We start from the raw sequence: 20,556 nt of genomic DNA on the forward strand, positions 1-20,556 counted from the left end.
AAGAACAATCGAGAATAATGGAGAAGAAAAAACTGGTTGTGCTTACCGGCGCTGGTATCAGCGCCGAAAGCGGCCTTAGAACGTTCCGCGACAGCGATGGTTTATGGGAAGGATACGATATTGAAGATGTAGCGACACCGCGGGCCTGGAAGCGCAATCCCCAGCTCGTACTGGAGTTCTATAATTACAGGAGGAGAGAAGTTGCGCAGGCGCAACCAAATGCTGCGCATATAGGTCTGGCAGACCTGCAGGATCAATTCGATGTTCAGATCATCACGCAGAATATTGATGACCTTCATGAAAGGGGCGGGAGCCGCAAAGTACTTCATCTTCACGGCGAGATCTTTAAAATGCGAAGTGAACGAAAGGATTATCCTACATATCCTGTTACCGGAGACATCCGGCTCGGAGATAAATGTCCGCAAGGAACACAACTCCGGCCTTTCATCGTTTGGTTTGAAGAGCCGGTTCCTATGATAGAAGAAGCTGTAAGATTAACACGACAAGCCGATATCTTTGTTGTGATAGGAACATCGTTGGCCGTGTATCCTGCAGCAGGTTTACTGCATGAAACACCTCCGGGAATTCCCTTGTTTATCGTTGATAAAAACATTCCGCACACCGGAAACCCTGATATAACGGCTATAGAAGCGCCGGCAACACAGGGTATCACGCTGTTGAAACAATACCTGGCAGCCTTGCAGAAGTAATCGTTTCCCGGTTACTCCGCAATCAGATAAACGCCGTTTTTTTCTATACTAAGCAGGGAAACCTTATAGTCTATTCGCTGTGCATTCTTTACAGCAGGCGCCATTAATGCAACTGCATCATTGGCGGAAAGGTGATTCACATAAAGCGTTTCTCCTTTTTTAAACTTGCCGTTACCATCATAGTATTGCAGATCCAGCACTACCAGGTCTACCGGTATATCTGTTATGTTTTTAACATGCAGTTTCATTTCCTTGCCGTTAGCCACCTGGCGTAATTCTTCCTGTACGGAAACATAATCGGTGATCTGTTTTTTTGATAAGCTCACTGCCGGTGAAGTCTTCGCCGCCTGTGGTATGGCCTGCTGAGGTTGTCCTTCAGAACGTGTACTGCCATTGGCAGCCACCTGCGAAGTCTTTGCCTGGCCATCTTTTCCGGTAGTTTTATCTGCGGAGGGCTGAGCTGCTGTTTGCCCGGCAGCCTGCTGTATGGTTTTACCTGGTGTTCCGGCGGCTACTTCCGTAGCTCCCTGTACTTTTAACCCGGCTATAGTTGTGTGCTGTCCGGCTCCGGCCTGGGGTATTGCAACGCCTTTGCCGCCAGCAACCTGATTTTGATTGGTTACCGGTTTAGCACCAGCAATTGAATTGACTGCCGGCCTGGCCGCTGCCGGTACATTGGGCTGCGATGCGCCGGCCGGAGCACCGTTTTTTGGCACCGGATTTCCTGCTGATACAACCTGGTGCGATCCGGGCGTTGCTGCAGCAGCATTAGCTGCTGCCTGATCAGCCGTATTTTGTTCTGAAGTATTTCCTGTTGGTACACCGGTAGTTTGCGCCTCTTCAACATTATGCGCATTGGCATCAACGGCTTCAGCAGGCGCAGGAGCTGTTTCCTCAGCACGGCCTGCATCATCTGCCATCACCGATTGCAAACTCGCGGCCTGTGGCTGTTGCCCCTGACTTTGCGCGTTGTCAGCTACAGCAGCCTGAACCTTGGGCTGTTTATCTCTCGTCCATCCGCTGCCTATCCACATGCCAATGCATAACACAGGCACCAGTAATAACAACAGGCCGGTACGGGAGGTCAGCGCCGGCCGTTTTCTTTGGAGAACGGTTTCATTATAACGTTGTTTAATATCTTCCAGCGATTCCGAATACTTGATATGGGATTCAGCTTTTTCTTCTTTTAAGCCGGTGGCGGGTCCCGTAGTTACCCTTACAAACGTATCATCAGGCTTTGTTTCATTTACATGGCGCTGCGGCATTGTTTCAGACGTGCCGGCAGCAGGATGCCCCGCTTTGCTGTCCCACGGTTTGTTGAATGAAGTTCTATCATCCTTTTGGGATGAGATCTTATCATCGCTGGCAGGCACCGCGCCTGCATCGCGTACAGGTAAATTGCCTGGAATCGAAGTACTGGTTTCTGCATGAACAGGGGAGGCTTGGGCCTCTTCAACCTTGCGCCAGTCGGCACGAACCCTTATACGCGGTTTAGGTGTATGTAAATGCGAATCGCCCCGGGCGGCATCGTTGCTTGCAGCGTTACCGGCAGTACTATCCTGTGCAATGCCGCTTATCGAAGACCGTGCTGCCTCCTTTTGTGCAAAACCCTTTATTGGAGAGAGCGCCTCACTTTTTTGTGTAATGCCGCTCATCGAAGAGGATACTTCACTATTTAAAGAGGATACTTCATTATTTTCTGAAGTGCCTTTCATCGAAGACGAGGCTTCATTTTCTTTGGCTGATGCGCTTTGATATTTGGACGCAGGCGGTTTCCAGAGGATAGTAGCCAGGTCCTCCGCTTCAGGCGCATATGGCTTCAATTCTGCTATTTCGCAGGGGTAACGCCAGGCGGCGCTTTTACCATCAACCCATACCAGGTCGTAGGCTTTTAAACCCATGGCTATCAGTTCCTCAGCACTGTAAGGTCCCGTTTCCTTGTTGTTTCGGAGCAAACGATATGGTTTCATAAAATGCAGCTTTGTCTATATAATGCGATAGTCATGCCTTTTATTGTGAAAGATTCGTTAACGGCCGCATAAAAACCGGCATTATTTGTGGATAAATGCGCCTTCAAAGCCCTGATGGCCACGGTAAAAAACTTATCTTCGCCATTCGTCCATATGGGCTTTTTTTCAGATTAAACCATATTTTTCAGGAACAAAACAGTTAATGGAAGAAAATCTTTTGCCACAGGAAACGAGCGACAATGACCGTATCATCCAGGTAAATATTGAGGAGCAGATGAAAACTGCGTATATCGACTATTCAATGTCGGTTATCGTAGGCAGGGCCTTACCGGATGTACGTGATGGCTTTAAACCGGTTCACCGCCGCGTTTTATTCGCCATGAATGAATTAGGCAATAACAGCAATAAACCTTACAAAAAATCCGCACGTATCGTGGGTGAGGTAATGGGTAAGTATCACCCGCACGGTGATAGCGCCATTTACGACACCCTGGTAAGAATGGCCCAGGAATGGAGCTTACGCTATACGCTTGTTGACGGTCAGGGTAACTTTGGCAACCAGGACGGCGACGATGCGGCGGCCATGCGTTATACAGAGGCCCGTTTACAGAAACTGGCCGAAAGCATGCTCCAGGATATTGAAAAAGAAACTGTTGACTTCCAGCCCAACTTTGACGACTCTCTTGAAGAACCCAGCGTTCTCCCCACACGTATCCCGCAGTTGCTCGTAAACGGCAGTAGCGGTATCGCCGTAGGTATGGCCACCAATATGATGCCCCATAATCTTAGCGAAGTGGTAGATGGCTGTATAGCTTATATCGACAACAGGGATATTACCATTGACGACCTCATGCAGTATGTGAAAGCCCCCGATTTCCCAACGGGTGGTATTATCTTCGGCATGGAAGGTATCAAACAGGGTTTCCATACCGGTCGCGGCAGGGTAGTATTACGTGGCAAATGCACCGTAGAAACCAAAAACAGCGGCAGGGAACAAATCATCATCAACGAAGTACCTTACCAGGTAAACAGGGATGCACTTACCAACCGCATCGGTCAACTGGTCAATGACAAAGTGATTGAAGGCATCGCACATGTGAACAACGAAAGTAACATGCGCGAAGGCACCCGTATTGTGGTTACCCTGAAAAGGGAAGCCGTATCACAAGTGGTGATCAACCAACTGTTCAAATACACTGAACTGCAGACAAGCTACGGTATCAACAACGTAGCTATCGTAAAAGGCCGTCCCAGGATCCTTAACCTGAAAGATCTTATCTCCGAATTTATCGAGTTCAGAATGGAAGTCGTTATCCGACGTGCCAAATATGAACTGCGTAAAGCAAGGGAAAGAGCACATATTTTACAGGGTTACCTGATTGCACTTGATCACCTGGATGAGGTGATCAGCCTGATCCGGAACTCTTCGACACCTGAAGCCGCGAAAGACGGTCTGATCAATGCAGGCTGGGGGATCGATGAAATTCAGGCCAAAGCCATCCTGGAATTACGTCTCCAGCGCCTTACCGGTATGGAGAGAGACAAGATCAAGGAAGAATTTGATCAGCTCATGATATTGATCAATCGTCTTGAAGAATTGCTTGGTAATGAAGGTTTAAGGTACGATCTCATCAAGACAGAATTACTGGAAGTAAAAGAGAAATTCGGTGACAAACGTAAAACCGAGATCCAGTACATGGCCGATGAAATGAGCATCGAAGACCTTATTGAACAGGAAGATGTGGTGATCACCATTTCTCACCTGGGTTATATAAAACGTACTTCTGCAACAGAATACCGTCAGCAACGCCGTGGTGGCCGTGGCGCTATTGGCAGCAAAACCAGGCAGGAAGACTTCGTAGAACACCTGTTTGTAGCATCTACGCACGACACCATGATGTTCTTTACTGAAAAAGGACGTTGTTACTGGCTTAAAGTATATGAGATCCCTGAGGGTGAAAAGCAAGCCAAAGGCCGCGCTATTCAGAACCTGATCCAGCTGCCACAGGACGATAAGGTGAGAACCATTATCGACGTGAAAAAGCTAAGCGATAAAGAATTCGTTGAAAGCCATTATATTATCCTTTGTACCAAAAAGGGTATCATCAAAAAGACCTTGCTCGAAGAATTCAGCAGGCCACGTGCTAATGGTGTAAACGCTATTACCATCGTGGAAGGAGACGAGCTTCTTGAAGCGAAAATGACCGATGGCAACAGCGAGATCATGCTGGCTATTAAGAGCGGCCGTGCCATCCGTTTCCCCGAAGAAAAAGTACGCGCTACAGGTCGTGGCGCCATAGGTGTAACAGGTATCGAATTGGAAGAGGAAAAAGACGAAGTGATTGGCATGATATGTGTCAACAGGGAGGATACTACAAAAACAGTGCTTGTAGTAAGTGAAAAAGGCTTCGGAAAACGGACACCTGTAGATGAATACCGCATCACCAACCGCGGTGGTAAAGGCGTAAAAACGATCAATGTTACCGAAAAAACAGGTCAACTGGTCGGTATCATGGATGTTCAGGAGAAAGAAGACCTTATTATTACTTGTAAATCTGGTATTACCTTACGTACAGCCGTTTCCAGTATCAAGGAATCAGGTCGTGCCACACAGGGCGTTACGCTTATCAAGTTAGACAACAGCGACGAGATAGCAGCTATTTCTAAAATAGAAGAAAAAGAAGAGGTAGAAGAAGAAACAGCGGAAATGGCAGAAGGTGACGAAACAGCAACAGGCGAAGAAAATGCAGGTCCTGATGCCGCCGGAGATACAACAGACACAACAGAGGAACCAACAGAAAACAACTAACCAATATTTTAAAATCTATTTGACGATGAAAAAGCTACTAATAGCAGCATCACTTCTCGTAGCAAGTCAGGCAGTAAACGCTCAGAAGCTCGACGGCGTAAATAAATTCTTCCTGCTGAATAAATATGACGAAGCAAAAACGGAAATCGACAAAGTTTGGGCTGATCCCAAAGCAGAAGAGAATCCCAAGGCTTTACTTTTAAAAACAAAAGTATACGCTGAGTTATATCTCGATTCTGCTATGAAGGTGAAATACCCCGACGCAGGTAAGGTTGCATACGAAACCTTCGTAAAATATATAGCGAAAGATACCGCCCTTAAAGAACTGAAGGAGGATAACGGTATGCGCGCCGTGAGCATCATTTACTCCAACAACTTTAACGAAGGCCGTAAAGCTTTCAGCGATAGCAAATGGAACGATGCACTTGGCCATTTTACTATAGCAGAGGAAATGGGTGACCTGATCTCCAAAAAGAACCTGGGTAATAACAAGCAAAACATCGACACATTTACCGTGGTTTATGCCGGTTATGCCGCTCAGAATGCTAAAAACACCGAGCGTGCGCTGTATTACTACAAAAAGTTCGCTGCTGAAAAGATCGGTGGAAAGGACTTCGTAGAAATCTACCGTTTTATCCTGAACGACGCGCTCGAGCATAAAAAAGAAGAGGATTTCAAAAAATACCTGGCCCTGGCGAAAGAATTATATCCTTCAGAAGCAACGCTTTGGAGCGCATATGAAATGGAATACCTGACCAAAAATGCGAGCGTTAAAGAAATGCTGGAGAAATATAAAAAAGAAGATGCTGCAGGTAGCTTAACCGGCAAGCAATACGCCAGCTATGGTGAAATGTTCGCAAACGCTTCTAAAGAAGAGTTCGACAGCACTGAACTGTTCAATGTTAAGTCATCTGCTTCTGAAGCTTTTGCAAAAGCATTCAAAACAGAACAAAACGGCGTTTATGCATTCAACGCGGGCGTAATCCTGTATCAGCAGTTCAACCTCCTGGAAGATAAATTCTATGCTTTACGTGGTGCTGATGCCGGTTTAAAAGCAAAACGCGACGAAGTTGAAAAACAGGAAAAAGCACTGGCTGATTCTGCTATCGGTCACATGGAAGCGGCCTACACACTGCTTAAAGCAAAAACTGATCGCGACAAAGTAGAAACATCCTGCTTATCCAAGAGCGTAGACTTCCTGGCCAACCTTTACCAATGGAAAAGGGACAAAGCCCGTGGTAAAAACGTTCAGGATTATGACAAGTTTGATGCGAAATTCAAACAATACGACGCAGAACACGGTCAGTACAAATAAATTAAACCTGGCTACATTCAGGCTGAAAAGCCGCTCCATATTTCCGGAGCGGCTTTTTTATTTACTTTATAAGGTAAGCTATCAACGAAGGATTTACCTGTTCCATTGGATGAGGAGTGTTGGGCAACACCGCCAGGCGTGCATCAGGCAGCTTTTTATAAGTGGCAATCGTTTCATCGAATGTCACCATCTTGTCTCTGTCGCCTTGCATCAGGAGGCATGGAAGCTTTATATTTTGGAAATCGGCAGGTGTCAGGAGATTATCCCGTCCCATATTCAACAGCATATCTGCCGTATTATGCAATACTTGCTTCCAGTCGTTAGGGGCATGCATAGTCTTTAATGCAGCGGCAAATGCAGGTACTTTTTCGGCAATGACGGCAGGATCCAACATTTTAACTTCTCTGGCGGCAGAAGTTTCATTCCAATGGAACTTTGTGCCAAGCGTAACGATCCGGCTTAGTAATTCCGGATGTCGGCTAGCAAGATACATAGCCACATAACCACCCATGCTATATCCAAAAACCATAGGCTGTACCAGGTTGTGATCCTGTATATAATTCCTTGCGGCATCTGCAAAAAGAGGTATTGAAAAAGATTCAGCAGGCAGGGCTTCGCCACCATGACCAGGAAAATCCAGCAGGTGCACATCGTAGCGTTCAGATAATTCGCCGGCAATCGCTTTTAGCTGGCAGGAGGCACCTATAGCTCCATGCAGCATTAGTAAAGATGTTTTCATGTATGAATATAGCAGTTATTCGTAGCAGGTACCTAAAAACTATTCGTCGGGGTAATGGATTTCGTAAACATGTTTTCCTTGAACGAATGGACAGACAAGAAGGGAGGATGAAATCCTTATATAATACTTAACATAATATTAATTATGAGTAACATTATTATATTTATAAACAGCCCTGTGGAAACGAGATCAATCATCTGGAGACAAATATTCCATATCCAGTAACGGATATACAACTGGAATAGTGAAAGGTCTAATTTTAAAATTAACCGAGTTGACTAACAATCTGTAGCGCAGCTGGGTAAATGGCTGCTTTTACATGGTCTGCTGTTCCCAGATATTCGCCATCGACCTGAAACGGACTGGCCGGGCGCGCCTTCATATCCAGCTGGCGGCATCTGATAATTTCTATGTTATAGCGGTTAAACGGTTTCCGTGTAACCATCATTTTAAACAGCTCGGCAATTGCCAGGCGTCTTATAATTACCAGCTCCATCCAGCCGTCGTTGATACGGCCATCGGGATTAATGACGGCTCCGGTACCGTAGCGTGTGGCGTTTGCAATTACGGCCATGATAGCATGCCGCCTTAAGTGAACTCCGTCCGTAATTAAGTGCAAATTCAAGCGTGGATATTTTCTGTCGAGCAGTAAACGCCAGAATGCCCGCAGATAGCCTAACATACCCCTTTGCGGAATTTGTTCAAAATGGCGTAACAGGGACGCATTCAGGCCCATATCGCTCAGGTGAATACACCATTCTTCATTGATCTTAATGAGATCGATGGCATGTGATTTTCCTTTGACTGCGATTTCGAGTGCTGTGGTCTCGTCCTGCGGAATGTTCAGTTCTGCCGCCATGCCGTTGGCAGAGCCGCCGGGAATAATTCCCATCGATATGTGTGAATCGATCAATAATCCGGCAACGAGTTTCAATGTTCCGTCGCCGCCAATGGCAATCACCCTGTCGGGCGCACATTCCTTTATTTTTACAGCCAGCAACTGGTGGCAGTTTGGTACATTTTCCTGAATATGAAAGTAATGTGAATCACCCATCCGATTGCTTATCAGCCAGTTATCGACAATTGACTGCCAGTCTTTCTGACGACGGCCAGCTTTTGAATTGATTACGAATAATAATCTCATAGAGGTGATTAATAATCTGATGGATGCGTTTTGCGAATGCGGTATGGTTTTAGACCGAACATCGTACCAGAATTACCCTTAACCGCCTCTGGCGATCAAGATCACTTCATAATTATGCGTAAAATTTTATTGAACTGGCTGGGAGTAATGGATGGAACTTATGTGAAAGTGTACCGAGGTTTTGGTCATGCACACCGGATGCAGATCTACGGGCATGTTCTTTCAACACATACCATCCGGAAGCCGTACAGGAAAAGCAGTATCTTACGTAATATCAGGATGTTATTGGGGCTTTTTTTTGTGAAACCAGTAGCAAGACGGCAGGTACAGCTAAAATGGGGCAAACAGCTTGTTACCACTACCACTGAAACAGATGGTTTTTTCCGGCTTGAATGGTCTTCAGAAAGCAGCGTACCTGCCGGAGAGCATAAGGTTCTTATAACATGCGCCTGTGAAAAAGCCGGTTTTATTCAAAATGAAGGGATCGTAGTTGTACCACATATTACCCAGTTGGCGATGATCTCGGACATTGACGACACCTTCCTGGTCTCTTATTCGGCTACCAGGCTCCGCCGCCTTATCACTTTGTTCCGGCACAATGCACGTACACGCAAGGCTTTTGCCGATGTAGCGACGCATTACCAGCTCCTTCGTTTTGCGCAAACACATGATAACAATCCCAACCCGTTTTTCTATGTCTCCAGCAGCGAGTGGAACTTATATGATTACCTGGAGGAATTTCTGAACGCGCGGCAGATACCTACAGGAATACTGCTGCTAAACCAGCTCAAAAGCTGGCGGCAATTGTTAAAAACCGGGAAAACCCATCACCAGGGTAAGTTTGCGCGTATCGTTCGTATTATGGAAGCCTTTCCTGAACAAACATTCATCCTTCTTGGAGACAATTCACAGCAGGATCCTGCCATTTATGCATCTGTTGCAGTGCATTTTCCCGGCCGCATTCACGCCGTTTATATCCGTCTTGTAGTTGACAAAAATGAAGCACTAACCCGAGCCATCCTGCAGCCTGTCATCGATGCCGGAACCCCCTGTTGTTTATTCAGAGAAAGCAAAACCGCAATACTTCACTCTGAAGATATTGGCTTGATTTCCAATGTAGAATGACCCATTAAGTACAATATAGTTTCAGGCAAACTATTATAATCGCAATTCCAAATGCCACGTATTACAACACCTGAACTAACATTAATCCCGATGGCCGTCAGCAAGGGCTGGACGGAACTGGTGATCATATGATGTCTGGCGGCCGGCACAATACAAACTAAAAACTAAGCACTATCCAGGATTTAATCCCAGGCGCCGAGCATTCTACGCAGTAAAATGATTTCACCGGTATGATACGAGGTGTGATCAACGATAAGAATGGCTTCACGGAGTAAATTCTGGCCGTCGCCGTGTGAAAACGGAGTGTACAGATCTGCGTCGGGAGACTCCAGCAGGGCTATAAATGCTTTGGTGTCGGAGGCGATATCATTGAGTGTGCGTTTCCATGCGGTTTCGTCGGATGGAGCGGTTTCTGTTGGCCAATATTCATCGGGCCAGGCGGGAGATTTATGGGCCGGATCGCGGGAGAATTCAAGGATATCCCATTGTGTAATGCGGATATGTTCGACAAGTTGCCAGATGCTATAGGGTAAACCTTCGGGCACCACTCCTCTTAGTGCTGCAGGCAATTTATCGACTGCCTGCTCAAAAGTTACGTGTGCGTGTCCGCCTTTCAACATTTCTTTAAGAACAGAAACCAGATTTTTTTGTTGAAGCTGTGAGGTATCCGTATGCTTTGTCATAATGTTGCTTTTTACCTGTAGACAGGTAAAAATGATGCCGGACTAACAAGTATGTAACCTGAATCACACATTCATCTTATGCAAAAGTTTGACGCCCTGGTCATCGGAGCCGGACAAGCAGGTATTCCATTGGCCAAAAGACTTGCAAAAGCCGGATTATCGACAGCTATCATAGAAAAAAGGGTCGTTGGCGGCACCTGTATCAATGATGGCTGCACACCAACAAAGTTAATGGTAGGCCATGCCGCTGTGGCACATATAGTACGGAACAGCAGTACCTGGGGAATTTCTGTTGCAAGCCCTCCTACCGTAGATTTCAAGACCATACACGAACATAAACAGCAGATTGTCAATTCATTCAGAGGGTCTGCGCAACGAGGAATTGAAGAAACGGAACACTTGGTTCTAATTGAAGGAGAAGCCTCTTTTACCGGGGACAAAATACTTGAGATACGGTTAAAAGATGGCAATACGGAACAATATACCGCACCATTGATCTTTATAAATGCCGGCTGCAGTATGGCTATTCCACCCATCCCGGGACTGGATCAGGTAACCTATTACACATCGACCTCACTGCTTGACCTGGAAAGTTTACCGGAAACACTGGTGATCATTGGAGGGAGCTATATAGCGCTTGAACTGGGACAGTTGTATCACCGGCTTGGCAGCAAGGTTACTGTTATTGAACAGGCGCCAAATCTGCTTCCAAAAGAAGATAATGATGTGTCGGCCTGTATCAAAGATTTTCTTGAGAAAGAAGGAATCCAGGTGTTTACCAATGCCCGGGTAGACCTGGTTGAGCAGGAAAAGAGCAGCATCCGGGTCAGGTTTACGGAGCAGGCACAAGGGGGTGATGCGAAGAAGAACAACAGTTTTGCCGATACAACTTCCGGAAGTGCGCAAACGGAAGTCACTGGTTCTCATTTACTCATTGCAACGGGCAGGAAACCGCAGTCGGTGGCTTTACAACTGGAAAAAGCAGGTGTAGAAGTTGATAAAAATAATTATATAAAAGTAGATAAATACCTGCAAACCAATGTAAAAGGAATTTATGCTTTGGGAGATATCAAAGGGGGGCCTGCTTTTACACATGTGGCGTATAACGACTATGTAGTTATTCTTAAGAATATAATTGAAAAGCAGGACTGGTCGATCGAAGGCCGGCTGATCCCCTATTGTATGTTCACGGATCCGCAATTAGGCAGGGTTGGCTTATCTGAAAAGCAGGCAAAGGAGCAAGGGATACCTTTTGTGACCTATACCCTTTCTATGGAGCGTGTGGCCCGGGCGCTGGAGACGGGACATACTACCGGAATGATGAAGGCAATAGTACACCGTGACACGGATAAGATACTAGGTGCGGCCATTATTGGAGAACAAGGCGGAGAAGTGATGACAGTTTTGCAAATGGCGATCCAGGCGGGGCTGACCTGTGATGCTATCCGCTGGGGCATGTTTGCGCATCCGCTTTATGCAGAATCATTGAATAACCTGTTTATGGAACAAGGCAAACCTTCTACATCGTCATGATCCAATTATCCGGCGTTACCAAACATTATGGAGACCACAAAGCGGTTGATGCGCTCTCTGTTCTAATAAGGGAGTCGGAAACCTTTGTATTGCTTGGCACCAGCGGATGTGGCAAAACAACCACCCTCCGGATGATCAACAGGCTCATTACGGCCGATGAAGGCAGTATTGAAATCAACGGGGCACCTATTGACAGTACCCCGCCGGAGCAATTGCGCAGGACCATCGGTTATGTGATGCAACAAAACGGACTTTTCCCTCATTATACCGTTGTTGAGAATATTGCGGTGGTGCCAACACTGCTGGGATGGCCTAAAGACCAGATTCGCAAGCGGGCCTTGTCGTTAATGGAACAGTTACACCTGCCGGCAAACAGCTTTGCCCACAGGTATCCGCACCAGCTGAGTGGGGGGCAGCAGCAGCGCGTTGGCGTTGCCAGGGCGCTTGCGGGGAACGCTCCTATCCTGCTGATGGATGAGCCTTTTGGAGCCCTCGATCCGGTTACCCGTTCACTTATACGAAAAGAATTCATGGAGTTGGAGGAGATCAGCAAGAAGACCATTGTACTGGTAACACATGACATACCGGAGGCGTTTGAGATGGCGGACAGGATATGCCTGATGAATAAAGGACGGGCCGAACAAACCGGCACGCCTTCGGAATTGCTGTTTTCGCCTGCCAGCGCTTTTGTACGTTCTTTTTTTGATGCAGACCGCGAGCTGCTGGAGCTGAACATTGTTACGATGAGAGATCTGTGGCCGCATTTAGGGGAACCCGTATCATCTTCAGATCTACCTGACTCCATCCGGCAATTTCCTGCGGCCACCAGCTGCTGGCAGATACTAAACTGGCTTACGGGCGAACAGGCTGCCGCCAGCGTTAGTTACCAGCATGATATAAAAATGGTTAGCCGTGCGAACCTGTTACAGGCGCTTGGCGATTATAAAACCTCACAATATGGTTAATGATGTTGCTTAAAGCTTCGCGATATCATTTAAATACGAAGACTGTATAATAACTGCTAATGGAAACCAAACAAACCTTTATCGACTTTCTGCGGGAGCAATCCGGAAAAATACTGGAGCAGACCCTTGTACACCTGGGTTTGACCTTTTCGGCATTACTCCTGGCATTGGTGATAGGATTAAGTCTTGGTATCCTTATCAGCTTTCAGCGGCGGCTTGCAGCGTTGGTACTGGGGATAGCAGGCATTCTGCAAACGATACCCAGTATTGCACTTCTGGGCTTTATGATCCCATTATTAGGCATTGGCGCTCAACCGGCTATTGCAGCGCTTTTATTATATGCCTTGCTGCCTATTATCCGCAACACCTATACCGGGATCACCCAGATAGACCCGGCGATAACAGAGGCGGCGCTGGCATTGGGTATGAATCCGCGGCAGGTGCTGATGAAGGTGCAGCTTCCGCTGGCGATGCCGGTGATACTTGCCGGGATCCGCATTGCAGCGGTGATTACCGTGGGAGTGGCTACGCTGGCAGCCTATATAGCCGCCGGCGGATTAGGGGAATTTATTTTTGGGGGTATTGCGCTGAATAATACCCATATGATACTGGCAGGCGCCATTCCGGCGGCTGTACTCGCCTTGTTGTGCGACGGGTTGCTATCGCTGATCCAGAAGTTAAGTGCACGGCGGCTGCGTCATATGAGCTGGCTGTTACCCTGCTGTCTTATCGTATTGTCTTCTGCATTATTAGCGCCGGCAACCTTTGACCGGAAAATGCTGGCTGGGTTTACCCCGGAATTTATGGGAAGGCAAGATGGCTTCCTGGGTTTACAAAAGGTTTACGGATTAACACTGCGTACTGTTGTCATTAACGACATGATCATGTATAAGGCTATTGCCGGGAAAAAACTGGATCTCATTTCAGGCAGTACTACAGATGGAAGGGTAAAGGCTTATGACCTGCTGGCGCTTGAAGATGATAAACATATTTTTCCTCCCTATTATGCAGCTCCCCTGGTTCATCATAAAACGCTGGAAAAATACCCGCAACTGACACCGGTTTTAAATATGCTGGCAGGCAGGATCGATGATTCTACCATGACGGCACTTAATTACCAGGTAGATTATTTAAAGCAGTCACCTGAGCAGGTTGCACTGGATTTCCTTAAACAAAACAACCTGTACCGGCCTCCCTCTCCTTCAAAAACAGGTGACAACATTATTATAGGCAGCAAACTATTTGGTGATGGTTATATTCTCGCTGCCATGTATAAAATACTGGTTGAAGGATATACTTCGCTGAATGTTACTACCAAAACAGGACTAGGCGGCACCCAGATCTGTTTTGAAGCATTGGCGAACGGGCAAATAGATCTTTATCCTGAGTACACCGGTACTGGCTTGATGGTGATCTTAAAGACCCCGAAAGCTGTTACCGATACCCTGCTGACGAATCCCGGCAAGGTATATGCATATGTAAAAGAAGCATTTCATAAACAATATGGATTAGACTGGATGCTACCGATTGGTTTCAATAACACGTATGCAGTAATGATGCGTCGTTCACAAGCCGATTCCCTGGGTATTCATAGCTTATCCGCATTAAAAAGCTGGCTTAATAAGAATCCTACTTTATAAAACACCTTTATGGAACTATTACAGGAGTACAAAAAAATAAGGACGCGTACCAAAGAAATCTGCCATCCCCTTAAAACAGAAGACTATGTAGTTCAGCCCATTGCTGATGTTAGTCCCCCTAAATGGCATCTGGGTCATACCACCTGGTTCTTCGAAACATTTCTGCTTCAGCCCAATCGGCCTGACTACGAAGTGTTTGACACGGATTATAATTTTGTTTTCAACAGTTATTATGAATCGGTAGGCAAGCGGGTAATACGCACACATCGTGGCAACCTCAGCCGTCCCTCAGTTGAAGACATTTATAAGTACCGGGACTATGTGGATGCTGCTATGGAAACATTTCTTGCACAGCCGTTGTCACTGGAATTGCAGCAACTGGTGATGTTGGGGCTTAATCATGAAGAACAGCACCAGGAACTGTTGTATACTGATATCAAATATATTCTTGGCCATAATCCCTTGTTGCCTGCTTATGGCTCCTCTCCTTTTACGGCTGCTACTGCCGCCAATAACCAGCCAGCGTCGATACCTATCAAGGCGGGTATTTATGAAATAGGTCATGAGGGAGACGGTTTCTGTTTCGATAATGAATGCAGCCGTCATAAAGTTTATTTAAACGACTATACCATAGAATCTGCCCCGGAGACCAATGCGGGTTTTCTTTCCTTTATCGAAAGCGGCGGTTACCGTGATTTTCGTTACTGGCATGCGGAGGGATGGGATTGGGTTCAGCAGCATCATGTAGGCGCTCCTCTTTACTGGCACCTGGTAGACGGGCAATGGTTTTATTATACCTGGGAGGGGCTAAAGCCGCTGGACCTGGCTACTCCTGTAGCGCATATCAGTTATTACGAAGCGGCAGCTTATGCAGCCTGGAAGGGCATGCGGTTACCCACCGAATTCGAGTGGGAGGTTGCAGCACGCCAGTTCAAATGGGGACAGCGCTGGGAATGGACCGAAAGCGCTTATCTACCTTACCCGGGTTTCAAAAAAGCGCCGGGGGCTATCGGCGAGTATAATGGCAAATTCATGGTTAGCCAAATGGTGTTACGCGGCGCTTCGGAAGTAACGCCACCCGGGCATAGCCGCATTACCTATAGAAATTTCTTTCACCCGCATCTGCGCTGGCAATTCACCGGACTGCGCCTTGCCAGATAATTTAATCCGTACCACTATGCACACAACAACGCTTTCTACTGCGGCTAACGGCGCTATTATCACCGATCATCGTCACCAGTTCCTTACAGATGTAATTGAAGGATTAAGCAGTAGCCCCAAATGCCTGCATTCAAAATATTTTTATGATGAGCAGGGCGACAAACTTTTCCAACAGATCATGCAATGCCCGGAGTATTATCCTACACGTTGTGAAATGGAGATCATACGGCAGCAAAGAGAAGAGATCATTGGATCCGTATTAAAATATCTGCCCCAGTTTGATGTGGTAGAACTTGGCGCTGGTGATGCTTCAAAGTCGATACACCTGCTTCAGACCGTATGCAACACCTTACCTGATTTCACTTATTACCCTATCGATATTTCCTGGAATATAATACAAGACCTCGAGAAACGTCTTCCGGAAGCATTACCCGGTCTCAGGATACATGGCCTGCATGGAGAGTATCTTGAGATGCTGCAACAGACCACCGAATTATCGCATCGCAATAAACTGGTTTTGTTCATGGGCGGCAACATCGGCAATTTTGATGCACGGACGGCTGTGAATTTCTGCCGCGAGTTACGCAGGACGATGCGTCCTGGTGATCTTCTGCTCATTGGCTTTGATCTGAAGAAACATCCACAGGTGATCCTTGATGCCTATAACGACAAACAAGGTCTTACCCGCGATTTTAATATCAACCTGTTACACAGGATCAACCGGGAACTGGATGCGGATTTTGATCCTATGTTGTTTCACCACTACCCTACCTATGATCCGGCTACCGGCGCCTGCAAGAGCTACCTGGTGAGCCTGGAGAAACAGAAAGTATGTATAGGAAAGGAGGCCACTATTACGTTTGAAAAAGACGAATGCATATTTATGGAGGTTGCGCAGAAATATTCTCCCGAGGAAATCCAGCGACTGGCTTTCACGGCAGGTTTTTCGCCTGTTGGAAGCTTTGTGGATGCCAGCGGATGTTTTGCCGATTGTTTATGGCGGGGGTAGGTCAACTGCCGCTTTCCGGCAATTGCTGCGTGTCTTTGAGCGCCACTCCTGAGATCTGTTTGCGAAAAGCCTCTTTCACCAGATGCAGGAGCCTGGAAGCGGCATCTTCATAAGACAGGCCCCGGGGGCGAATATTGGAGACACAATTCCGGTTGTCATCGGTAAGACCGGGCTTGGGCGCGTAGGTAAGATAAGCTCCGAGACTGTCTGCCGCGGTAAGGCCTGGCCGCTCTCCCACCAATAATAAAGACAACCGGGCTTTCAGCAATGCAGCCACCTGGTCGCCGATTGCTACACGTCCCTGCCTGACCAATACCAATGGCAACATTGAAAACCCCTCGGCTTTTAACGCGGGCACCAGCAGCCGGAGCAGTGGCGCAGCATGATGTTGCACCGCGGTAGCAGATAGCCCGTCAGCTATTACCAAAACAATATCGCCTGCAGGCAGATTTGCATTTTCCAGTAAAGCGGCAGAAGACGAATGCAATAACCTTCCCTTATCGGGTCGCTGCAGGTATTGGAAACGGTCACTGGCCTGGCTGTTCACTACCCATACAGGATATCCGGATAAAGGTTCCAGTTCTTTGATCATAACATCTGTATCCCATGCTGTATGCACCGCATCCCGGGCATGTGCATGGGCCAATCGGAATGCCAGCACTTCGCGCAAGGGAACGGCCACCCCGGTGCGACCTAATGCAATACGTGCAGCGGTAAGGCTCTTTAAACCAATCCAGGGATCTTCGCGGATCAGTGGCGTTGGAATTACTGGTTTATCCATTTCACCATTGTTTTATTTGTTCCAATAACCGGGTTGCTATCGCCGGCTGCTGTAACCGGCCTTGCTGATCGATAATACCCTGGCGCAACAGCCATTCTTCAAACTCAGGAGCAGGACGCAGTCCAAGCATCTTCCGGAGGTATAAGGCATCGTGAAAAGAAGTAGACTGATAATTTAACATGATATCATCTGCCCCGGGAACTCCCATGATATAATTACATCCGGCAACCCCCAACAACGTGAGCAGGTTATCCATGTCGTCCTGGTCGGCCTCGGCATGATTGGTATAACAAATATCAACGCCCATAGGCAATCCTGCCAGCTTACCGCAGCAATGATCTTCCAGTGCAGCCCGTATGATCTGTTTGCCATCGAAAAGATATTCCGGGCCGATAAAGCCCACTACTGTATTTACGAGGTGGGGATTGAAATGCCGTGCTACTGCATAAGCCCTTACTTCACAAGTCTGCTGATCGACACCTTCATGTGCATTAGCCGATAAGGCACTTCCCTGACCAGTTTCAAAATACATGAGGTTATTGCCGATTGTTCCCCTGCGCAAAGACAATGCTGCCTCATAGGCTTCCTGCAGTATAGACAAGCTTACACCAAAGCTGCTATTGTTTTTTTCTGTTCCGCCTATAGACTGGAAGACCAGGTCTACAGGCTCCTTTCTTTCAATCAGGCCCAGGGTGGTGGTAACATGCGATAGAACACAGCTTTGCATGGGAATATCGAACTGTTGCCGAAGCTGGTCGAGCAAGCGGAGCAGCAGAGCAGCGGTATCGGGATTATCTGTTGCGGGGTTGATGCCAATCACTGCATCGCCGCTGCCGTATAACAACCCATCAATGACAGAAGCGGCTATCGCCCGCGGATCGTCGGTAGGACTATTGGGCTGTAACCTAACGGACAAACGGCCTTTCAAACCAATAGTATTCCGGAACCTGGTGACCACTTCACATTTGGCGGCCACCTGTATCAGATCCTGGTTACGCATTAGTTTACTTACTGCAGCGATCATTTCGGGGGTGATACCCGGCACCAGCCGTTGCAACACATGTGCATCAACATCATCGCTCAGCAGCCAGTCACGCCACTGCCCTACTGTAAAACTACTTACCGGCGCAAAGGCCAGGGGGTCATGTGAATCTATAATGAGCCTGGTAACTTCGTCCGTTTCATAGGGAATGACCATTTCCTGAAGGAAATCCTTCAGCGGCACATCGGCAAGCGCAAGCTGGGCGGCCACCCGTTCTTCGTAGCTTTCTGCCGTTAGTTGTGCCAGCGCATCGCCGGAGCGGAATGGGGATGCTTTTGCCAGTAACGTTTTTAGCGTTTGAAAGCGATAATTGTGGTTTCCTATGGAATAATGGTAACTCATGATACGGGTATTGGCCGGTGACGGCCTATATAAAAAATGATACCTATCAGCGCGAGCCCTATAAAGAACAGCAGGCTCAGCCAGGGATAAAATACGATAATAGTAACACAGGCAAGCACAGAAAGTAACAAAGCTATTAATGGCATCCAGGGGTAGAATGGCGCCTTAAAAGGCCGCTCCAATTCCGGCGCTTTTTTACGGAGCACAAAAAGACTGATCATACTTATGATATACATTACTACAGCGCCCATTGTTGAAATCACCACCAATTTACTGGTATCAAGCAGCAGCAAAGCGAGAATTCCTGCTGCGCCACCTGCCAGCAGCGCCCAGTGCGGCGTTTGAAAGCGGCTATTTACCTGCGACAAGATACCAGGGAGATAGTTGCTGCGGCCCAACGCAAATAACTGGCGGGAATAACTAATAATAATACTATGGAATGAAGCAATAAGACCAAACAAACCTATTCCGGCAAACAGCCGGGTTATGCTGTTCTCTTTTCCGAGAACAATACCTATCGATTCGGGTAAGGGATAGTCGATATTGGCAAGCAGGCGCCAGTCGGTAATGCCGCCTGTACAGATCATGACGGCCAGTGCGAGGATCAGCAAGGTTAATATACCGGAGATATATCCCCTTGGAATATCCTTTTTTATATCCCTCACTTCTTCCGCCACCATCGCAACTCCTTCGATGCAAACGTACAACCAGATTGCGAAAGGAAGGGCTGCAAATAAACCAGACCATTTAAGCGGAAAAGCATTATTCATAAAATTGGTGACAGAGAATGCAGGCGCCACAATGCCGAGATACACCAGCAGTTCTGTTACCGCCAACAATGTAACTATGAGCGTAAAAAAAGCAGACTCCTTTATACCCAGCAGATTGAGGCCGGTGAAAAGAAAATAACTTCCAATCGCCGTATAAATAACGGGAACAGATGGATATAGAAAATGAATGTAGCTACCAAGCGCAAACGCAATAGCCGGTGCTGCAAAAAGGAATTCAATAACCGAAGCATAGCCTGCTATTAGTCCACCCCAGGGGCCAAGTGCTTTATAAGCGTATGCAAAGGGGCCGCCTGCATCTGGAATGGCGGTGGTGAGCTCGGTAAAGCTGAAGATAAAGCAGATATACATGACAGTAACAACGAGGGCCGCGATGAGGAAGCCGACAGTACCTGCCGCCCCCCAGCCATAGTTCCAGCCGAAATATTCACCTGATATCACAAGGCCAACGGCAATAGCCCAGATATGAACAGGCTTAAGGACCTTTCTCAAAGAAGCAGTATTTCCCATACAAACGATGAAGATAGGTATGTAATATACTTATATTTTCATGTATGTGAAAGGGGGAATGGAAAACGGCATGTACACCAATCATGCCCGTTTTCCACAAAATCCTTGGTCATTCTGGGCGGCATATCGCATATATGCCCCACACTGGTAGTAGAAACCCGATAACACAAACAGAGATTTGGCAAGTTCAAACATATTGACCATTCTACCCGATTTTGACCAGCAATAGAAGCTGAATTGTGTTTTCAATTACTTTCAAACTTAAAGCTCACATAAGAACAACCGGACAA

16 protein-coding genes are annotated in these 20,556 nt (G+C 47.1%); 9 read left to right on the forward strand and 7 right to left on the reverse strand.

What is annotated here, in order from left to right; genetic code table 11:
* Window positions 1–17 precede the first annotated feature (17 nt).
* The gene (locus ESB13_RS04740) at window positions 18–710 is read left to right on the forward strand and encodes an SIR2 family NAD-dependent protein deacylase (protein WP_129001871.1); all 693 of its coding nucleotides are present in this window, start codon (window positions 18–20) and stop codon (window positions 708–710) included.
* A gap of 11 nt (window positions 711–721) precedes the next feature.
* Here ESB13_RS04740 and ESB13_RS04745 read toward each other — a convergent pair whose 3' ends face one another.
* Window positions 722–2,680: a RodZ family helix-turn-helix domain-containing protein gene (locus tag ESB13_RS04745; RefSeq protein WP_129001872.1), complete on the reverse strand. Its 1,959-nt coding sequence runs from the start codon at window positions 2,678–2,680 to the stop codon at window positions 722–724.
* A gap of 202 nt (window positions 2,681–2,882) precedes the next feature.
* Here ESB13_RS04745 and gyrA point away from each other — a divergent pair, with 202 nt between their 5' ends.
* Window positions 2,883–5,489 (forward strand): DNA gyrase subunit A, encoded by a 2,607-nt coding sequence (gyrA, locus tag ESB13_RS04750; RefSeq protein WP_129001873.1) that lies wholly within the window; start codon window positions 2,883–2,885, stop codon window positions 5,487–5,489.
* Window positions 5,490–5,514: 25 nt separating this feature from the next.
* Window positions 5,515–6,804 (forward strand): hypothetical protein, encoded by a 1,290-nt coding sequence (locus ESB13_RS04755; RefSeq protein ID WP_129001874.1) that lies wholly within the window; start codon window positions 5,515–5,517, stop codon window positions 6,802–6,804.
* A gap of 61 nt (window positions 6,805–6,865) precedes the next feature.
* Here ESB13_RS04755 and ESB13_RS04760 read toward each other — a convergent pair whose 3' ends face one another.
* Both ESB13_RS04760 and ESB13_RS04765 read right to left on the reverse strand, forming a co-directional pair.
* The gene (locus ESB13_RS04760; protein WP_129001875.1) at window positions 6,866–7,543 is read right to left on the reverse strand and encodes an alpha/beta fold hydrolase; all 678 of its coding nucleotides are present in this window, start codon (window positions 7,541–7,543) and stop codon (window positions 6,866–6,868) included.
* Between the two features lie 265 nt (window positions 7,544–7,808).
* The gene (locus tag ESB13_RS04765) at window positions 7,809–8,687 is read right to left on the reverse strand and encodes a diacylglycerol/lipid kinase family protein (RefSeq protein ID WP_129001876.1); all 879 of its coding nucleotides are present in this window, start codon (window positions 8,685–8,687) and stop codon (window positions 7,809–7,811) included.
* Window positions 8,688–8,801: 114 nt separating this feature from the next.
* On the opposite strand from ESB13_RS04765, the gene ESB13_RS04770 reads away from it, so the two are divergent.
* Window positions 8,802–9,812, forward strand: coding sequence for an App1 family protein (locus ESB13_RS04770; protein ID WP_164974094.1), 1,011 nt, complete (start codon window positions 8,802–8,804; stop codon window positions 9,810–9,812).
* Between the two features lie 182 nt (window positions 9,813–9,994).
* Here ESB13_RS04770 and ESB13_RS04775 read toward each other — a convergent pair whose 3' ends face one another.
* A complete protein-coding gene (locus tag ESB13_RS04775) occupies window positions 9,995–10,495 on the reverse strand; it encodes a DinB family protein (RefSeq protein ID WP_129001878.1) in 501 nt (166 codons plus the stop codon).
* 78 nt (window positions 10,496–10,573) lie between these two features.
* Between ESB13_RS04775 and ESB13_RS04780 the strand changes: the two genes are divergently transcribed.
* From ESB13_RS04780 to ESB13_RS04800, 5 genes are read left to right on the forward strand one after another with little or no spacing between them, the layout of a single operon-like run.
* Window positions 10,574–12,028 (forward strand): mercuric reductase, encoded by a 1,455-nt coding sequence (locus ESB13_RS04780; protein WP_129001879.1) that lies wholly within the window; start codon window positions 10,574–10,576, stop codon window positions 12,026–12,028.
* A complete protein-coding gene (locus ESB13_RS04785; protein WP_129001880.1) occupies window positions 12,025–12,993 on the forward strand; it encodes an ABC transporter ATP-binding protein in 969 nt (322 codons plus the stop codon). Before ESB13_RS04780 ends, ESB13_RS04785 begins: the two co-directional genes overlap by 4 nt.
* 59 nt (window positions 12,994–13,052) lie before the next feature.
* Window positions 13,053–14,633 (forward strand): ABC transporter permease/substrate-binding protein, encoded by a 1,581-nt coding sequence (locus ESB13_RS04790; protein ID WP_129001881.1) that lies wholly within the window; start codon window positions 13,053–13,055, stop codon window positions 14,631–14,633.
* A 9-nt stretch (window positions 14,634–14,642) separates the two neighbouring features.
* Window positions 14,643–15,794 (forward strand): ergothioneine biosynthesis protein EgtB, encoded by a 1,152-nt coding sequence (gene egtB, locus ESB13_RS04795; RefSeq protein ID WP_129001882.1) that lies wholly within the window; start codon window positions 14,643–14,645, stop codon window positions 15,792–15,794.
* A 16-nt stretch (window positions 15,795–15,810) separates the two neighbouring features.
* Window positions 15,811–16,803 carry an L-histidine N(alpha)-methyltransferase gene (locus ESB13_RS04800; RefSeq protein WP_129001883.1) on the forward strand — a complete coding sequence of 331 codons (993 nt, stop codon included), beginning with the start codon at window positions 15,811–15,813 and terminating at the stop codon, window positions 16,801–16,803.
* A 1-nt stretch (window position 16,804) separates the two neighbouring features.
* Here ESB13_RS04800 and eutC read toward each other — a convergent pair whose 3' ends face one another.
* The 3 genes from eutC to eat are packed head-to-tail and all read right to left on the reverse strand — an operon-like array spanning window position 16,805 to window position 20,248.
* Window positions 16,805–17,584 (reverse strand): ethanolamine ammonia-lyase subunit EutC, encoded by a 780-nt coding sequence (eutC, locus tag ESB13_RS04805; RefSeq protein ID WP_129001884.1) that lies wholly within the window; start codon window positions 17,582–17,584, stop codon window positions 16,805–16,807.
* Between the two features lies 1 nt (window position 17,585).
* The gene (locus tag ESB13_RS04810) at window positions 17,586–18,968 is read right to left on the reverse strand and encodes an ethanolamine ammonia-lyase subunit EutB (protein ID WP_129001885.1); all 1,383 of its coding nucleotides are present in this window, start codon (window positions 18,966–18,968) and stop codon (window positions 17,586–17,588) included.
* The gene (eat, locus tag ESB13_RS04815) at window positions 18,965–20,248 is read right to left on the reverse strand and encodes an ethanolamine permease (RefSeq protein WP_246022438.1); all 1,284 of its coding nucleotides are present in this window, start codon (window positions 20,246–20,248) and stop codon (window positions 18,965–18,967) included. The genes ESB13_RS04810 and eat overlap by 4 nt, the downstream gene beginning before the upstream one ends.
* Window positions 20,249–20,556: the final 308 nt, after the last annotated feature.

The sequence above is a fragment of the Filimonas effusa genome, from assembly GCF_004118675.1.
Taxonomy (GTDB): Bacteria; Bacteroidota; Bacteroidia; order Chitinophagales; family Chitinophagaceae; genus Filimonas; species Filimonas effusa.

Excerpts from the sequence above, each read along its gene's own strand:
- ESB13_RS04740 (WP_129001871.1), top strand. The coding sequence starts at position 18 with ATGGAGAAGAAAAAACTGGTTGTGCTTACCGGCGCTGGTATCAGCGCC.
- ESB13_RS04745 (WP_129001872.1), bottom strand. The coding sequence starts at position 2,680 with ATGAAACCATATCGTTTGCTCCGAAACAACAAGGAAACGGGACCTTAC.
- gyrA (WP_129001873.1), top strand. The coding sequence starts at position 2,883 with ATGGAAGAAAATCTTTTGCCACAGGAAACGAGCGACAATGACCGTATC.
- ESB13_RS04755 (WP_129001874.1), top strand. The coding sequence starts at position 5,515 with ATGAAAAAGCTACTAATAGCAGCATCACTTCTCGTAGCAAGTCAGGCA.
- ESB13_RS04760 (WP_129001875.1), bottom strand. The coding sequence starts at position 7,543 with ATGAAAACATCTTTACTAATGCTGCATGGAGCTATAGGTGCCTCCTGC.
- ESB13_RS04765 (WP_129001876.1), bottom strand. The coding sequence starts at position 8,687 with ATGAGATTATTATTCGTAATCAATTCAAAAGCTGGCCGTCGTCAGAAA.
- ESB13_RS04770 (WP_164974094.1), top strand. The coding sequence starts at position 8,802 with ATGCGTAAAATTTTATTGAACTGGCTGGGAGTAATGGATGGAACTTAT.
- ESB13_RS04775 (WP_129001878.1), bottom strand. The coding sequence starts at position 10,495 with ATGACAAAGCATACGGATACCTCACAGCTTCAACAAAAAAATCTGGTT.
- ESB13_RS04780 (WP_129001879.1), top strand. The coding sequence starts at position 10,574 with ATGCAAAAGTTTGACGCCCTGGTCATCGGAGCCGGACAAGCAGGTATT.
- ESB13_RS04785 (WP_129001880.1), top strand. The coding sequence starts at position 12,025 with ATGATCCAATTATCCGGCGTTACCAAACATTATGGAGACCACAAAGCG.
- ESB13_RS04790 (WP_129001881.1), top strand. The coding sequence starts at position 13,053 with ATGGAAACCAAACAAACCTTTATCGACTTTCTGCGGGAGCAATCCGGA.
- egtB (WP_129001882.1), top strand. The coding sequence starts at position 14,643 with ATGGAACTATTACAGGAGTACAAAAAAATAAGGACGCGTACCAAAGAA.
- ESB13_RS04800 (WP_129001883.1), top strand. The coding sequence starts at position 15,811 with ATGCACACAACAACGCTTTCTACTGCGGCTAACGGCGCTATTATCACC.
- eutC (WP_129001884.1), bottom strand. The coding sequence starts at position 17,584 with ATGGATAAACCAGTAATTCCAACGCCACTGATCCGCGAAGATCCCTGG.
- ESB13_RS04810 (WP_129001885.1), bottom strand. The coding sequence starts at position 18,968 with ATGAGTTACCATTATTCCATAGGAAACCACAATTATCGCTTTCAAACG.